This is a genomic window from Bartonella sp. CL63NXGY (assembly GCF_042194905.1).
In the GTDB taxonomy this organism is placed as follows: domain Bacteria; phylum Pseudomonadota; class Alphaproteobacteria; order Rhizobiales; family Rhizobiaceae; genus Bartonella.
In genome coordinates, this window is record NZ_JBHINK010000001.1 from 252,141 (window position 1) to 266,392 (window position 14,252).

11 protein-coding genes and 1 tRNA gene are annotated in these 14,252 nt (G+C 35.4%); 5 read left to right on the forward strand and 7 right to left on the reverse strand.

The annotated features are described in order from the left end of the window. Positions 1–558: 558 nt before the first annotated feature. From ACFIK0_RS00930 to ACFIK0_RS00940, 3 genes are all read right to left on the reverse strand, one after another. Complete coding sequence (locus ACFIK0_RS00930; protein ID WP_375663342.1) at positions 559–1,620, reverse strand: CobW family GTP-binding protein; 1,062 nt, start codon at positions 1,618–1,620, stop codon at positions 559–561. Between the two features lie 406 nt (positions 1,621–2,026). Next, complete coding sequence (locus tag ACFIK0_RS00935; protein ID WP_375654300.1) at positions 2,027–3,124, reverse strand: D-alanyl-D-alanine carboxypeptidase family protein; 1,098 nt, start codon at positions 3,122–3,124, stop codon at positions 2,027–2,029. Positions 3,125–3,817: 693 nt separating this feature from the next. Beyond that, on the reverse strand, positions 3,818–4,624 hold the full coding sequence (locus ACFIK0_RS00940) for a 1-acyl-sn-glycerol-3-phosphate acyltransferase (RefSeq protein ID WP_273790137.1): 807 nt from the start codon (positions 4,622–4,624) through the stop codon (positions 3,818–3,820). Positions 4,625–4,752: 128 nt separating this feature from the next. Between ACFIK0_RS00940 and thiD the strand changes: the two genes are divergently transcribed. After that, on the forward strand, positions 4,753–5,607 hold the full coding sequence (thiD, locus tag ACFIK0_RS00945; RefSeq protein ID WP_375663343.1) for a bifunctional hydroxymethylpyrimidine kinase/phosphomethylpyrimidine kinase: 855 nt from the start codon (positions 4,753–4,755) through the stop codon (positions 5,605–5,607). A 1,938-nt stretch (positions 5,608–7,545) separates the two neighbouring features. Here the strand turns inward: thiD and ACFIK0_RS00950 are convergent. The 4 genes from ACFIK0_RS00950 to ACFIK0_RS00965 form a co-directional block, all read right to left on the reverse strand. Continuing rightward, positions 7,546–7,827 (reverse strand): GNAT family N-acetyltransferase, encoded by a 282-nt coding sequence (locus ACFIK0_RS00950; protein ID WP_375663344.1) that lies wholly within the window; start codon positions 7,825–7,827, stop codon positions 7,546–7,548. 16 nt (positions 7,828–7,843) lie between these two features. Beyond that, positions 7,844–8,026: a hypothetical protein gene (locus ACFIK0_RS00955; protein WP_375663345.1), complete on the reverse strand. Its 183-nt coding sequence runs from the start codon at positions 8,024–8,026 to the stop codon at positions 7,844–7,846. A gap of 109 nt (positions 8,027–8,135) precedes the next feature. Beyond that, positions 8,136–8,360: a hypothetical protein gene (locus ACFIK0_RS00960; protein ID WP_375663346.1), complete on the reverse strand. Its 225-nt coding sequence runs from the start codon at positions 8,358–8,360 to the stop codon at positions 8,136–8,138. 275 nt (positions 8,361–8,635) lie between these two features. Continuing rightward, a tRNA-Gly gene (locus tag ACFIK0_RS00965) sits at positions 8,636–8,710 on the reverse strand. 186 nt (positions 8,711–8,896) lie between these two features. Here ACFIK0_RS00965 and ACFIK0_RS00970 point away from each other — a divergent pair. The 4 genes from ACFIK0_RS00970 to holA all read left to right on the forward strand — a co-directional run bounded on the left by ACFIK0_RS00970 (position 8,897) and on the right by holA (position 12,667). Continuing rightward, a complete protein-coding gene (locus ACFIK0_RS00970; RefSeq protein WP_273790096.1) occupies positions 8,897–9,874 on the forward strand; it encodes an ABC transporter substrate-binding protein in 978 nt (325 codons plus the stop codon). Positions 9,875–9,938: 64 nt separating this feature from the next. Beyond that, the gene (locus ACFIK0_RS00975) at positions 9,939–10,835 is read left to right on the forward strand and encodes an ABC transporter permease (protein ID WP_273790095.1); all 897 of its coding nucleotides are present in this window, start codon (positions 9,939–9,941) and stop codon (positions 10,833–10,835) included. After that, a complete protein-coding gene (locus ACFIK0_RS00980; protein WP_273790094.1) occupies positions 10,828–11,622 on the forward strand; it encodes an ABC transporter ATP-binding protein in 795 nt (264 codons plus the stop codon). The genes ACFIK0_RS00975 and ACFIK0_RS00980 overlap by 8 nt, the downstream gene beginning before the upstream one ends. 4 nt (positions 11,623–11,626) lie before the next feature. Then, the gene (holA, locus tag ACFIK0_RS00985; protein ID WP_375663347.1) at positions 11,627–12,667 is read left to right on the forward strand and encodes a DNA polymerase III subunit delta; all 1,041 of its coding nucleotides are present in this window, start codon (positions 11,627–11,629) and stop codon (positions 12,665–12,667) included. Positions 12,668–14,252: the final 1,585 nt, after the last annotated feature.

Consider the following 14,252-nt stretch of genomic DNA (forward strand, 5'->3'; position numbering starts at 1 on the left):
GCGCTGGAGTGTTTTAATAGATAGTCATTTTCCGGCATGTGATTTTGTAAGAGAGCTAAAAAGTTTCAATTGTGGTAGTCTATGGGGATTTTGCCGCTCAGTGAAAAGGTACGAATAATTTTATGAGAGGCATTATTGTGCAGAAAGCATTGTTAAAAATGTGTATTTTCTTATTTTTTATTCCATTATGTTAATAAACTTGAATAGAAATATTTATGAAAGTTTTTTATAAATTTATAACATATTGATTATAAAGATAATTTAGTGTTATTCAACTTGAATTAGAACCCTGAATACCGTAAGATTCCACATTTCAAAGCTGTTGCATGTTGAATAAATTAAAACCATTTGCTTGCACATTACAAGCGAGGATTGCTGCGTGGGTGAAATTGTACAAGAAAGACTAAAATGCTTTTTACAAACCGTCTCAAGTGCCAAGAGCTATTTCAACATTGGGAATTAGCAAAGTGTGTAATGATGTGCCGGTTTGCTCCTTTAAAAACATAAAGATGGTGGTGTCAATGAATTTAATGCTATATCATTGAAGAGGAGAAAAAATTAAAATTTTATTCCTGGAATGACCAGAGGATTTTCTAAGAGAGCTGTTTTGTCTGCAGTATCTATTGCTGGTTTATTAAAAAAAGCATTGAGGAGTTTTTGTATAGCTTCTTTTTCAACACCATCGGCAATGATGACGAAACGTGTTTGTTTTATTCCTTTTGGCCATGCTGGCAATCTTATGGGAGGGTGAAAAAATGTTTGTACGCCATGTAATACGAGTGGGCGATAAGGGTCATCACGCAATGCGATAATTGCTTTAATACGTAATAATTTTGTACCATAACGCTCTTGTAGGAGATCTAAAAAGGCTTCAATTGTGCCGTAATCAACAGGACCCTCACAGTTTAGTGAAAAGGTACGAATGGTTTTATGGGGGGTATGATCATGCGGGGTAGTCGTAAGATTTTGTTTAAGTTTTGTATTTTCTACTTTTTCATCCCATAATGTGTTATTTATTAATAGATTTGAACAGAAATCTTCAGAATGGGCGTCAATGATTTGTGCTGTAGGATTCATTGTTTTAAGTGTGCTAAGGAGTGTATCTGAAAGCGTTTGTGGGTCTCTAAGATCTGTTTTGGTGAGAATGATTTTATCAGCAAATATTAATTGTTTATATATTTCAGGATAGCGCTCACATATGGAAAGCGGGCTTAATGTATCAAATGTTGCAAGAACAGCATTTATGGACAATGTTTGAATAAACAACGGGTGGCTTAAAAGTATTTGTAAAATAGGGGCGGGATCAGCCATCCCTGTGGTTTCAATGATAATATGATGGAGTTGTTTGATCTGTCCTGTCTGAACGCGATTTATTAAATCAATTAATGTGTCGATGAGATCACTGCGTAAATTGCAGCATAAGCAGCCATTGGCAAGCTCAATAATTCCTTCTGTCGTTTTTTCAACCAGAAGGTGGTCAATACTGATTTCGCCGAATTCATTGATGATAACAGCACATTCTGTTAAAAGAGGGTCTTGTAGCATACGGTTGAGCAAAGTTGTTTTGCCAGAGCCTAAAAAACCTGTAATAAGCGTGAGGGGGATGCGCTTTATTTTCATGTTAATCATCAATCATAGTTTTGTTTTTAAAAAATATATCTCAGTATGTCTAACCAATTTATAATGGTGTCCGTGAGGGATATAATGGTTAATCCCCCATGAAATCCATTGTACCACTATCTTTACGCTTATAAAGGTAGGTGCACGTGGGTATATCATACACTTTTTAGCGTCAATGTTACGATAATTCTTAGTTATTGAAAGGACTTATAGGAAGAATTTTTATTCTTTGTTTTAATTATTTTATCTACATGTTCATCCACCTTGTGGTGGCAAGAAACTGGTTTTTATTGCTTCAACAAATACAGATTTGAAATGAGAGAATCTTACAATACTTGTGGTTCTGACATAAGGTACAAAATAATTAATTATCATTATAAATCAAAGTATTATAATTAATTTTAGATTATGATTTATGACTTTTTATAGAATGGTTTGCGTGCCTTTTATACGGAATATAGGGTTTTCTTAGTGGTTTTACTGTCATTTTAGGTGTTTGTGGCGTACGAATGAGATGTACTGATAAAGGATGAGAAAAAGAAGGTGGAGCAGTGATAAAAGGTGAGGTGAGAATAATATTTCCTTGATCATCATATGAATTTGCATGCATTTTTATGGCTTCAGGTGTGCATGTTTGTTGTCTCATATTGTTGGCTTGTGTTATGTTGCTCCCATAAGGTTTTAATGTTGCTAGTGTTAATTGGGGGGTTCCTTGGTGCAAAAATCCTGTTTCAAGAAGTTGTGCAGCTTTTTCTTCTCTTTCACTTATGTTGTTAGCACCTAGAATGACAGCAATAATTGTACGTTTATTGCGGGTGGCTGAGGCAACAAGATTAAAACCAGAGGCACAAATAAAGCCTGTTTTCATACCGTCTATCCCATAAAAACGGCCAATGAGGTTGTTTGAATTATGTTGGATTTTTCGATTATTACCAAAATCAATGGCTGGAATAGAAAAATAATGAGCATATTGTGGAAATTCTCGACGTATTTGAACGGCTAAAAGAGCAATATCGCGTGCCGTGGAGTAGTTTTGAGGATCTGGTAAACCACTTGCGTTCGCAAAATGGGTGCCAAACATGCCTAAACGTTTAGCTTCGCTATTCATTTTACGTACAAAATCTTTCTGTGAACCCGCAATAGCTTCACTCATGGCAATGGCTAAATCATTGGTAGATTTAACCATGGTAATACTTAAGGCTGTATCAAGTGTGAGTACAGAACCAGCTTTATAGCCTGAACGATATGAGGGAGCTTTTGCGGCGTATTCGCTGATGGTGATATGTTTGTTTGGTGAAACTTCCCCTCGGCTCATGGCACGAAAAATAACATAAGCGGTCATTAATTTTGTCAAGGAAGCAGGATACCAACGCTCAAAAGCTTGATTATGTTTTAAGATACGCCTCGTTGTAACATCAACAGAAATAAAAGGCTGCGCTAGAGCAACAGCGCTGGATAAACTCAAAATCACAGAAAAAAATAAATTATAGAAGAGACGTTGCATTAATTTAAATCTAGTTCCCTCTTATTCGTTATTTAGAATTGTTTTAATGTAGCACACAAAGCTTTTAAGTCTAGGATAGGGAGGAAAGATGGTTAATTGCTGTATCCGTTGTGTATGTGGGATAAAAAACAACACTCATTTTTATTTTCCCCTTGAATTTGGTTTGATGACTTAAGTATCTCAAGAAATACTTTTTAAATAATGAAGATTGTACAAGATTTCAGATTCTTGGGGGATTGATGTTTCTTAGGAAGGAACGAATCTGCATAATCATACATTTTTCTTGCTTTCCTATTAGGACAGCCCTTGGTATTTGAGACGGTTCGTAAAAAGTATTTTAATCTTTTCTTGTATCGTTTTATTCACACGAGGTATCCCCGTTTGTAATGTGCAAGAAAATAATTCTAATTGATTCAACCTAGAGTAGATTTGAAATGAGAAAATCTTACGGTATTCAGGGTTCTCATTCAAGTTGAATAACGCTAAAATATCCTTATAAATCAATGAGATGTATGTTATTTAAATGATTTTAAAGAGAGGAAGAATTCTTTTTCAAAAAAATTTACACATTGATTATTTCTTATCATGTACATGTGTTTTATAATTTTGAATTAGAAAGTTTGAAGTATCTTTCTTATATTTTTGTTCCCTATACTCCGCTCAATATACAAAGTGATGCATTATTCTTATCAATCAGTGCATTGTTTCATGATGATTTAGTTTTTGAAGTTTCTGAACAGCGTATGGTGGCATAGGAGGAGGGGTAGGATCTTGAGCTGCTAAGAGAAGCAGTTCATCACACGCTTTTTCAGTTTTTTGGACAAGTTGATCTAGAAAATCACGTTTGCTTAAACCAGCCTCTATCGGGGGAAGAATACGGACACGAATTGTTCCAGGATAGCGGCGAAAATTATTGCGTGGCCAATATAAACCCGCATTATGTGCAATAGGAACAACTTGAAGTCCTAATTCATTATAGAGCGCGACAATTCCTGACTTATAATCTGGTTCTTGACCGGGTTGTCGGCGTGTTCCTTCGGGAAAAATCAAGATTTGGCGCCCTTGTTTTACTTTCTCTTTTGCTTTTTGTATAATCATTTTTAAGGCTTTGATGGGTGTTGTGCGGTTAATGGGGATAATTTGCGTTTTTGCCATATACCAGCCAAACAATGGAATCCACATCAATTCACGTTTTAAAATGAGAGTGGGATCATCAAAATAGGGAACAAGACTGAAAGTTTCCCAAGCCGATTGATGCTTTGGAGCAATGATGTAGGGTCCTTTGGGAAGATTTTCTAAACCTTCAATCTCATAACTTGTGCCTGCGATGTATTTTTGCAAAAAGAGAGTAACGCGCGCCCATGTTTTAGGGACAATCCATGCCTTTTTGCGGGGCATTAAAAAATAAACGGGAGCGTAAAGAATCATTTGTATGAAAGTTGTTGTATAAAAAGCGAACGTAAAAAGAATAGAACGAAGGATAAGCACTACATTTTCCATTTTATATCTATAAGAAGACTTCGTATATAATATAATTCACATGAGAAAACATCTTCTTTATATTTTTTCAAGCATCTATTTTTCGGTAACTCATTTTCCGATATTTAAAAACAGAAGGAAAGAGGTTGATGGAATTACAAAAAGATAAACTTTTTATTCCACGGATTTTATCTATTGCGGGAACAGATCCTTCTGGTGGCGCTGGAATGCAGGCGGATTTGAAGGTTTTTTCAGCTATGAAAACTTATGGTATGAGTGTGGTTACAGCTGTTGTTGCACAAAATACTCAGGGTGTGCGTTCTTTTCAGGCATTAGATGCTTCTTTTGTTGCAGATCAAATTGATTCTGTTTTTGAGGATATCCATGTTGATGCCGTTAAAATTGGTATGGTTGCAAATGCTCAGATTGCACAGGTTATTGCAGAACGTCTTGCTTATCATAAAGCGCGTTTCATTGTTTTTGATCCGGTTATGGTTGCAAAAAGTGGTGATGTTCTTTTAAAGTCTGATGCAATTGAAATTATGCGTGATGTTCTTGTGCCGATGTCAACTTTGATCACGCCAAATTTGCCTGAAGCTGCACTGTTATTGGGAGGTGAAGTGCAATGGTCTTTAGAGACTATGTATCAATATGCTCCACGACTTTTGGCGCTAGGGTGTCATGCAGTTTTGTTAAAAGGGGGACATTTGAATACGCTTACCAGAAATAGTACAGAAAATTACGATTGTTCTAGTCCAGATCTTTATTGTGATTGTGAAAACCTTGTTATACTTGAAGCCTCTCGTCTTTCAACCACTCATGATCATGGGACAGGGTGTACCATTTCTGCTGCCATTGCAGCTCTGTTACCTACCCAACCTTTGGATTGCGCTGTTAAACAAGCAAAAGATTATTTGCATGGCGCTTTAACTGCTTCAAATGCTTTAAAAGTAGGGAAAGGGCGAGGGCCGCTTCATCATTTTTATGCATTATGGAAAGATTAATACAACAATTGATAGTGAAAAATCTTCACTCTATGAATTTGTTTCGTCATTATATGCTGTTTTGGACTTATGACTATAAGTGTTAGCGCATTGTAGCTTAACAGTTATTTTGTATTAAGAAGGATGAGAAAAAAATGTTATAATTTGTTTCTTTTATATATTTTTTACGATTAATCTATCCTGTTTCAGAGGCAATTTTGAGTATAAAAAAAGAGAGAGAAAGGAATTGTAAAATCAGGATTTGATAGAAAAAAGGATAGAGGGAAAGACCAATATTAAAGCTGTCTGATCCCACTATATTTGCTGTTTCTTATATTGGTGGCAAAACAGGATGAGCCAAAATCGTTATCAAAATTATTGAAGATATCTAACATTTACAGAGTTTTTTGTCGGCATGGATAGGGTTTTCTAAATAGAAATTGATACTTTCTGATGGAATTATCAATGATCTTTCAGGTGATGTGGTAAATTTTTTTCGGATATTACAACGTCATTATCCTTTTTATGGAACTGCTTTATGGAATTATTGGCGTTTCAGATGAGTAGCCATGAGGAGTTTCAATATTTAATACAGCAAGATCTAGAAACTTTCACGCATTTAGAGCGGGTTTTAAGGTTTTTATATTTATAGTGATTAAATTTTAGCGAGAAGATAGTCGATCGTACAATCGGAGTTTCAATAGACCTGTAGCGTATGGTTTAATCTTTTCAAAATTGAATTTTTATTCTGTTGTTTAGCAGATGTTACCATTAAACATTTAAAATGGTCTGATTTTATTGTGCGCTATGACGGTTTCAACACCTTATGTTACCTTATCTTGATTAAAGTTATGTTCCTCATGTAAAATAGAATGCACTTATATTGTTAATTCACATGTTTATTTTAAAGAGATTTCTCTCAAGGTGTGTCACATCCATTTTATAATAATGTTCGTGAATGGTCTAAAGCCTCTATGAAGTGTATAAAACTATTATGCTTCCCATTTTTACGTTTTCAAGGTGAAAGGGGTCCCCCCCTATACTATTTTAGCTCCCAATGTTGCGATAATCTTTGGTATTTCAGAGCGTTCAGAAGAAGAGTTTTTATTCCTTTCTTCAAGTGAATTTTATCGATACGTCAATTTTGCCTGTTATGCGTGAGCAGATGATTGTGAGTGATTTTAATGTATAGAGATTTGAAATGAGATAATCCTATGATATTTGAGACGCTTGCTCAATATGAATAATGATAAATTATCTTTATAAATCAAGTTATTAATTTATTTTTGTGTTGAAGATTATTCTGGATAAGAATTTGTTCAAGCAAGAGGATTACCAAATGATGTCCACGCTGTTTGCACAAGTACAAGGGAAAATTTCTTTTGTCTTTCAAATGATGTGCTAGAAATCCCAAAAACTTAATTCACTCTACATAATAGGTGAAAATAGTTTATTTCGTGTAAAAATAATACAATTAGCGTGAGAGATTTCTCATCATCAACTGTGATATAAAAAAGAAACAATACACATAAAGGATCTTTAAATGATCTTTGAAAGTTTTTTTAAGCTCCTTTGGTTATTTTATAAAGCAAAAATTTTTTCTATTAATTAACTAACAGACCAACCATCTAACAAACTATGATGCAACTGTCGTTCTAAATATTTGCTTTTGAGTTCTTCATAATTATCAGTAACAAACAGTAGATTATTGATCATATAAAAAATTTACACTTATTCAACTTAGATTTGTGATAGATATCTTTATTTAAGACAAAGTAAGAAAATAAGAAAATTTGAGTGAGTCATTTAAAACAATTATATTTGTAATGATTTTAGCTTTTCAACTATCAGTAGTAAAGGGGATTGGCCAAGCTTCCTTGGTTTTATCGATTGCTTGATCATATTTGAGCTCTGCTGAAAATAATAAATTCTTTTAGTTGATGAGCAAAAAAGAATTCATCACTCAATGATCATGTGTTTATTGGAATAAATTTTAAATTCACCAAAGTTTGTAAAACCCAATTTTTTATAAATGCCAATTCCCTCGTGAGAGGCTTGTATACCAATAACATGACATTTCTTTCTTTTTAAATGTTCAATAGCAATTTTTGTCATGAATATCCCGACACCTCTTTTCTGAAAATCTGGATTGGTGACAATATCATACACTCCACCAACTCCATCTGCTTTAATACAAAAACATATTGCTACAGGATTATTATTTATATAACCAACGAACATCTCTACATCAGAGTCTTTATTTATAACAACGGCCTATTGTTTCATAAAATATAACTGCTTCTTCAACAAAAGGTTCGAAGACTGATGCCATAACATTTCCATAATCTCTAAAATCTTGAAGTGATTCAACTTCCTTGATTTTGAAGTTATCCGGCATAGAAGTAACATGTGAGTCTATATTTTGCGCTAAAGCTGCCATGCCTACCTCTGTTTCAACATGCTCTAAGCCAATAGATAAGAGAACTTCATTCACTTTATAATGAGACGAATGAGGTCCACCCCACCAAGCTAAAGGTAGTTTCTGCGCATTACAAGGAAGCGATTATAGATTTTGCCTGCTCTACCGGTATAGTTTCTTGTAAATTTTTAGCAGAGATAATATTGAATGTATCTGAAGCAAATGTTGAATTAATAGAAGACACGCCATTTGAAAAATCAACAACCTTCATTTTAGGGCACAATTTTGGTAAAAAATGTACTTTTGAACAAAAATTATTCTCTAATGATAAGTCAATTTTTGATTTGTTTAACATTTGTTTTTCTTGTTATTGTTCATCATTTCTAATTAATCTTTTATACGGGGGCTGTAAAAAAATCCGTCTAAGTTAAAAATTATTATCTTAGATCTAAGCCCCAATCCAATAGATGCTTCACAAGAAATTACGACTCTTAGAAAAACTTTGAAAAAAGTAAATTGATACAGAACCGAGTGGAAAAATATACAAAACCTGCTGGCAAGCTACATACAGCTACAACAACCGATGACAAGCTATAACTCCATACAAGAACGAACAAATACAAAATTCAATGGAGCGGGCGATGGGATTCGAACCCACGACCCCAACCTTGGCAAGGTTGTGCTCTACCCCTGAGCTACACCCGCTTACCGATTCGATATATGTCTTGTCTGTATGGCGTAGGCTTCTACGAATTGCAACAAAAAAATATCATTTTAGTTTGATTTATTTTGTCCATGTTTAAATAAAATGAAATAAAGATTGATTTTAGAAAATTCTTCAGTAATAAATTATTCCTTTTTTAATTTTTGCATGGAGAGGGGTGGAATATAATGTTGAAGAGAATAAATATATTAGGGATTATCATTGCAACTGTTTTTATGATGAACAGTGTTGCAAAGGCCGATGACCAAGTTAAACACGTTAAAGTTGCAATAACGCAAATTATGGTTCATCCTGCTGCGGATGCTGTTCGTAAAGGTGTAGAAGATGTGCTTGCAGCAAATGGTTATAAGCAAGGTGAAAATTTTCAACTTACCTTTTTATCAGCGCAGGGTAATATTTCAACAGCAACGCAAATTGCACGTAAATTTGTTGGTGATAAACCAGATGTTATTGTAGCAATTACCACGCCTTCAGCACAAACGATGCTTGCGGCAACAAAAACAATTCCTATCGTCTTTGCAGCGATTTCTGATCCTATCGGAGCTAAAATCGTTTCTTCACTTACCAAACCTGGCGGTAATATGACGGGGAGTTCTGATCGTATAGATGTTGCAGAAAGTGTTAGACTTTTACAAGAAGTAAAACCAGATTTGAAAAAAATTGGTTATCTTTATAATGCTTCTGAGGCAAATTCTGTTTCGACACTTAAAACGTTAAAGGATGTAGCAAAAAAAGCTGGAATTGAAATTATTCCCTCATCGGCACCAAAGCCTTCAGATGTGCAGGCAGCAACACGCGCTTTAATCGGTAAGGTCGATATTATTTTTGTTCCTGCTGATAATACGATTTTATCTGTTTTAGAAGGTGCAATAAAGGTCTCAGAGGAAGCCAATATGCCTGTATTTACTGTTGATGCTAATACTATCGGGCGCGGGCCTTTTATGACGCAAGGTGTGAATTTCTATGATGTAGGGGTTGATGCTGGAAAATTGGTCGTGCGTATTCTAAAGGGTGAAAAACCTGGTGATATTGATGTTGTACAGGCAGCTAATAATGACATTCGAATTGATTTGAAAGCAGCCCAAAAAGCAGGGATTGTTATTCCGCAGGCAGTTATTGACCGTGCAACAAAAGTGATTCAATAACTTTTATTGATCAAAGTGTTGATCCTATAAAAATACGTTAAGTTTTCATGGAGATTGTTTTTACATGAATATATTTGCGTTTTCTGGTGCTGTGGAATTAGGCCTTATTTATGCGTTTGTTGCTATAGGGGTTTATCTTTCATTTCGGGTTTTAGATTTTCCTGATTTAACAGTTGATGGATCGTTTCTTCTTGGTTCCTGTGTCTGTGGTGTTTTGATTCTCTTGGGTTTCAATGCATGGACAGCTATGGCATGTGCTTTTTGTGCAGGTATGGTGGCTGGTTTATTAACGGCTATGTTGAATTTGCGTTTTGGCATTTTGAATCTTTTAGCTTCTATTTTAACAATGTCGGCACTTTATACGGTTAATCTTCGTATTATGGGAATTATGGGAGGGTCTAATGTTAATTTAGCTCTTGCTGATACTGCGTTAACGCCCTTTTATAATCTGTTTGGTTTGTCTGATATTTTTGTGCGTCCTCTTTTCGTTGGTATTGTGTTGCTCGTTATGGCGTTTTTGATTTGGCGCTTTTTGGAAAGTGAAATTGGTCTTGCTATGCGTGCAATGGGAGCTAATCCACGCATGGCGACGGCGCAAGGTGTTCATACATCAGCATTGATATATTTTGGAATGGGGCTTTCCAATGCGTGTGTGGCACTTGGTGGTTCTCTTTATATTCAAACTGCGATTGCAACAGATATTACCGGTGGAATTGGAACAATTGTTTTTGGATTGGCAGCCGTGATTATCGGTGAAACTCTCTTTCGTACGCGCAATATTTTTTGGATTATAATCAGCTGTATTGTAGGGTCTGTGCTTTATCGTGTGGCGGTGCAATTTGCATTTGAAGCAAATGGAATTGGTATTGATACGTCGACAGATCTTCAGTTGATTACTTCACTGTTGGTTATTTTAACCCTTATTGTGCCACGCTATTGGAGGAGGCGTAAACGTGATTGAATTTTTTCATGTTGGGGTCACATTTAAACCGCAAACACCTTTGGAAAAACAGGCTTTAATTGATATTAACCTGAAAATTGATCAGGGTAGTTTTGTTACGGTTATTGGTTCAAATGGTGCTGGTAAATCAACTTTGCTCAGTGTTTTAGCGGGTGCAACGCTTCCTTCAACAGGGAAAGTGGTTATCAATGGACAAAATGTTTCTAGGCAATCAGTCAGTGAACGCGCTGGAAAAATTGCTTGTGTTTTTCAAGATTCGTTAGAGGGAAGTTGTGGTTCTTTAACAATTGAAGAAAATTTGGCTCTTGCTGCTCTTCGAGGAAGTCGTCGTGGTTTGCGTGCGGCGTTAAATTATGAGAAACGGCAATTTTTTCGAGAGAAAATTGCTCAATTAGGCATTGGTCTTGAAGCATATATTCATAATCCTATGGATAGTTTATCAGGTGGGCAACGCCAAGCAGTTTGTCTTGTGATGGCAACATTAGCACATGCGGATGTTTTATTGCTTGATGAACATACCTCAGCACTTGATCCTGGAATGGCTGATTTTGTGATGCGGTTGACTGAAAAAATCGTTGAAGAGAAAAAATTAACGACTATCATGGTGACTCATTCTATGCGTCAGGCTCTTGATTATGGCGATCGCACCTTGATGTTGCATGGTGGAAAAGTGATTTTGGATGTCTGTCATGAAGAGCGTAAGGGCTTGAATGTCAATGATTTAATTGGCATGTTTCAGAAAGTTCGCGGGGAAGTTCTTGATGATGATGAACTGTTAATGGATTAATAGTGTGGCTCAGAAAAAAGCACATGAAGTTGATCAGTTTCTAATGCGTTTTTCACGTGCTTTTCCTATTGTTCTCATTTATGGGCCAGATCGTGGTCTTATTTGTGAGCGTGCACAATGTTTTGCAAAACTTACACGGGTAGCAATAGAAGATCCATTTTCGACAATTCGTTTGGATGCTGCTGAAATTGATAAAGATCCTGCACGTTTGGAAAATGAAGCGCGTACGTTATCGCTTTTTGGGGGAGATCGTTTGATATGGATCTCTAATGCTGCTAACCAAAAAGGTTTTCTTGCTGCTTTAAAACTTTTAATTGAGAAGCCACCAGAAGCTTGTTTTATTCTCATTGAGGCAGGGGATTTAAAAAAAGGAACAGGGTTGCGCAATGCTGTTGAAACGGCATCAAAAGCGATGGCTTTGCCCTGTTTTGCCGATGATATGCGTTCTCTTGACGGTTTGATTGATGAGGTTTTAGGACAGTTTAAGAAGACTCTTTCTTTAGATGCACGTAGATGGTTGCATGAATGTTTAGGGGCGGATCGCCTTGTATCACGAGGTGAATTAGAAAAGCTTTGTCTTTACGCTGCAAATGCTCACGTTACTCTTGAAGATGTGAAAGCTGTTGTAAGCGATGTCAGTGCTCTTTCTCAAGATGAAGTCATTGATGCTCTTTTATTGGGCGATATATCAGGCTTTGAAGTGCATTTTAATCGACATGCAGCAGTGCATGGGGCACTTTTTTTAATTTTGAGTACAGCTCAAAGGCATTTTCAGCAATTACAGCTATTGCGTTATCAGGTAGAGGTTGAAGGAAAATCGCCTTTTACGGTGGTTTCTGAAGCTCGTCCTCCCATTTTTTTTCAACGGAAAAAGATCGTTGAACAAGCTTTAAAATATTGGAAATTAGAACAAATTTCTTATGCAATGGAAAGAATTCAGAGTGCTGTTTTAGACAGTCGTAAAAATCCACTTTTGGGCGAAGCTATCATTCGTCAAGTTTTGTTAGGGCTTACAATTATTGCACGACGCCAGATGGCAGCTTAACAGACTAGAAATATAATGATTTTTTATTTTTGGTATACCACAGAGGCATTTTCAGCAATTAAAACTGTTATGCTATCAAGTAGAGGTTGGTGGAACTTGTATTTTTGAGGATGCATTTTAGGAGCTTGAAAGCTTGATAGAAATTTTTCTTCAAAAGAAATAGTTTATTTTCAAAAGGCCATTTTGAAACAGTTTTATTATTTTGTTGTATCGTAAAGTACTGTTTTTTAGAGTAGTGATACGAGGCTCATATCAAATTTTATGTATTCGATGTTTTTTTGTGTGGATATTTGGTGAATATTAGGTTGGTTCATAGAGTCTTAATGGAGTAACACCCCCATGTAAAACAGAGTATCTCAAACAACAGAAGACACTTGTATGGTAGATTCATACGCTTTCTTAGAAATATTTTTTAATGCGCGTCATATCTATTTCGCGGCGGTGTTTATGAATGGTGTAGAAGTAAAGTTCCTTGTGAAGAATATAAAACCCATAGAGCAACTCTATCTTTACGCTTAATAAAAGTGCAAGTCGACACTCATTATATACTTTGCTAGCCTCTAATGTTGCTACAGTTTTTAGCATTAGAGAGCGTTTTTCATCATTTTGCTCACATGTCTTCTTGTGACGTGTAGAAAAGAGATTTTAATTGATAAGAGGGTTTGTGATGGAAGAATTTTACAGTATTCGAAGTTATGATTCAAATTGAAAAAAATTATTATTTTTATAAATCAATATACTATAGATTAATTGAATCACATAAAATAGTGAGCCAGAGGAATCTTTTAGACAAGAAAATGAACGGTGTGCAGATCTGTATGAATTAAGAATCTTCGTGGGATGAGGAGAAGGTCAAAATAGATTATGATGAAAACGACAGCACCTATGGGGAAACTTTTATGTTTGATACAGAGATGATTATCTTAGCAATGAATGTGTCTCATAAACAAAGCTAGCCATTGTTTATTATTAATAATTTATTATTTTTTATATTGAATCAATCAGAACAATGTCTTTTACACGTCATAAGTGGGGGCGTGTGGATAAAAACTGTGCAAGAAAGCACTAAAAATGCCTCTTATGAATGCTCTAAAATTCCAAGGTTTTTTGCAACATTGGGGGTAGGAAAATATAATAATAGTGTTTTATTAAGTGTAAAGAGGGTCGTGCTTAATGGATTTATAGTTATAATATTTACGAACATTGTCGTGAGATAGGCTGAGGAGCGAGATGCCTTTTTAAAACAAACGCATGAATTTGTAATCCAAATCTATTCTATTTAGGGCGTTCTATTTTACGCGAGGGTTGTGATTCCATTAAAGGGATGTTCAGTGTTTTTGTTATCCAAACTTTTTCTTTATTGAGAGGGCGTGTTTTTCTCATATTTATTTGATTTATGGTATCCGGAATCGGGAGAGAAAAATGTTTTAAATGGTATCTTTTGGTATGCGTTGTTTTACGGTGTTTTCAATATTCGCGAAACTTATGTTGATGTTGTAGGTGGAGGCGTAATACGTTTTTATATAGGTCTAATGTACAAATTAATGAACGTATCGGGATAATTGGAGAAGAGTTAGTGTCCGCT

What these genes read in the sequence shown, in the direction of transcription:
- ACFIK0_RS00955 (WP_375663345.1), bottom strand. Translation starts at nt 8,026, where the DNA reads ATGGCAGCTTTAGCGCAAAATATAGACTCACATGTTACTTCTATGCCG.
- ACFIK0_RS00960 (WP_375663346.1), bottom strand. Translation starts at nt 8,360, where the DNA reads ATGTTAAACAAATCAAAAATTGACTTATCATTAGAGAATAATTTTTGT.
- ACFIK0_RS00940 (WP_273790137.1), bottom strand. Translation starts at nt 4,624, where the DNA reads ATGGAAAATGTAGTGCTTATCCTTCGTTCTATTCTTTTTACGTTCGCT.
- ACFIK0_RS00935 (WP_375654300.1), bottom strand. Translation starts at nt 3,124, where the DNA reads ATGCAACGTCTCTTCTATAATTTATTTTTTTCTGTGATTTTGAGTTTA.
- ACFIK0_RS00970 (WP_273790096.1), top strand. Translation starts at nt 8,897, where the DNA reads ATGTTGAAGAGAATAAATATATTAGGGATTATCATTGCAACTGTTTTT.
- ACFIK0_RS00930 (WP_375663342.1), bottom strand. Translation starts at nt 1,620, where the DNA reads ATGAAAATAAAGCGCATCCCCCTCACGCTTATTACAGGTTTTTTAGGC.
- ACFIK0_RS00975 (WP_273790095.1), top strand. Translation starts at nt 9,939, where the DNA reads ATGAATATATTTGCGTTTTCTGGTGCTGTGGAATTAGGCCTTATTTAT.
- thiD (WP_375663343.1), top strand. Translation starts at nt 4,753, where the DNA reads ATGGAATTACAAAAAGATAAACTTTTTATTCCACGGATTTTATCTATT.
- ACFIK0_RS00950 (WP_375663344.1), bottom strand. Translation starts at nt 7,827, where the DNA reads ATGTTCGTTGGTTATATAAATAATAATCCTGTAGCAATATGTTTTTGT.